The organism is Cellulomonas massiliensis JC225 (assembly GCF_000312005.1).
Taxonomy (GTDB): domain Bacteria; phylum Actinomycetota; class Actinomycetes; order Actinomycetales; family Cellulomonadaceae; genus Cellulomonas; species Cellulomonas massiliensis.
Genome location: NZ_HE978588.1, coordinates 1,441,252 through 1,442,833 on the forward strand (window position 1 = coordinate 1,441,252; position 1,582 = coordinate 1,442,833).

The window sequence follows — 1,582 nt, forward strand, 5'->3', positions numbered from 1 at the left end:
GGCCGTGACGGACCTGCAGGCGGCGCTCGCGACGGCGCGCCGGGCCCTCGGCGCGACGAAGCACGGCGGCAAGGCGCACGACGACGCGCTGCAGGCGGCGGTGACCACGGCGGCGCAGCACGTTGCCGACGACGACGCCAGCATCGCGACGCTCGCGAGCACGACGGCGGCGCTGCCGACGGCCGTGACGGCGGCCCAGAAGGCGGAGCGCTCCTGGGTCAAGGCGAAGAAGGCCGCCGCCAAGGCGGCGGCGGACAAGGCGGCCCGCGCGAAGGCCGCCGTGCTCACGACGCCCCGCTCGACGGCGACGACCACGACCCGGACGAAGGCGGCCACGTCGCGCTCGACCGGCACGAGCACGACGACCAAGCCGACGACGGTCCGGACCGTCGCCACGTCGAGCCGCGTCAAGGCGATCCCGTCCGGCGGTCTGCGGTGCCAGGGCTCGGGCGGCGCGGGCGCGTACCAGAGCGGCTCGTCGGCGATCGGCCGGGCGATCAACGCCTACCGCGCGAAGAAGGGCCTCAAGAAGCTGCGCATCGTCGTCTCCAGCACGATGGTCAGCCACTCGAAGGACATGGCGACGCGCGGCGGCATCTGGCACTCGGGCCGCGACAAGATCGTGGGCTGCACCTACACCGGCAGCGCCGCGCGCCTCGTCACGCTGTGGTCCCGCTCGCCGGGCCACAACTACTGGCTGACGAAGAAGGGCCTGTCGACGATGTACGTCGGCGGCGCGAGCAACGACGGCTTCCTGTTCGGGGCGGTCAACTTCACCTGACCCGCGGACGTCGACGACGCCGCCCGGCTCGTGCCGGGCGGCGTCGTCGCGTCAGGATCAATGGCGGGTCGGACGGGCACGGGGGCGTGATGGACGCGTGGTGGCAGCCGGTGGCCGCGGTCGCGGCCGGGCTGCTCCTCGTCTGGGCGCTGCTCGTCGTGGCGCTGCTGGTCGCGGCCCGGCGCACGGCCGACCCGGTGACGCTGCGGGAGGCGCTGCGCCTGCTGCCCGACGTGGTCCGGCTGGTGCGCCGGCTGGCGGCCGACCCCGCGCTGCCGCGCGGCGTGCGGTGGCGGCTGTGGCTGCTGCTGGGCTACCTGCTGCTGCCGTTCGACCTCGTCCCGGACGTGCTGCCGGTGGTCGGGTACGCGGACGACGCGGTGGTCGTCGCGCTCGTCCTGCGCTCCGTCGTGCGCCGGGCGGGAGCCGGCGCGCTGGAGCGGCACTGGCCCGGCACGCCGCAGGGGATGGCGGTGCTGCGGCGGCTGTGCGGGCTGGGACCGCCGCCCGCCGCGGGCTAGGCGCGGCGGGCGGCGTCGGTGGTCAGCCCAGGGCGTCGACGAGGCGGTCGGCCGCGAGGTCGAGCTCGTCGGCCGTGATCGTCAGCGGCGGCGCGAGGCGGATCGTGCGGCCGTGCGTGTCCTTCGCGAGGACGCCGCGCTCGAGCAGGCGCTCGCACAGCTCCCGGCCGGTGGCGGGGCCGCCGGGGACGCCGGGCGCGACGTCGAGCCCGGCCCACAGCCCGACGCGGCGCACCGCGGCCAGCCGGCCGGCGGCGACCAGCGCGTCGAGCCGGGCGCC

General features: G+C 76.8%; 3 protein-coding genes. 2 read left to right on the top strand and 1 reads right to left on the bottom strand.

The genetic code is table 11. The features are described from left to right. Together HGCM_RS06875 and HGCM_RS06880 are read left to right on the top strand one after the other, a co-directional pair. The coding region (locus HGCM_RS06875; RefSeq protein ID WP_370906321.1) for a CAP domain-containing protein at positions 1-781 on the top strand (781 nt) is incomplete at its 5' end. Between the two features lie 89 nt (positions 782-870). Further along, entirely contained in the window at positions 871-1,302 is a 432-nt protein-coding gene (locus tag HGCM_RS06880) for a YkvA family protein (protein WP_019136116.1), read from the top strand. A 22-nt stretch (positions 1,303-1,324) separates the two neighbouring features. Here the strand turns inward: HGCM_RS06880 and HGCM_RS17355 are convergent. Beyond that, on the bottom strand, positions 1,325-1,582 hold a 258-nt coding region (locus HGCM_RS17355; RefSeq protein WP_040398984.1), incomplete at its 5' end, for an aminotransferase class III-fold pyridoxal phosphate-dependent enzyme.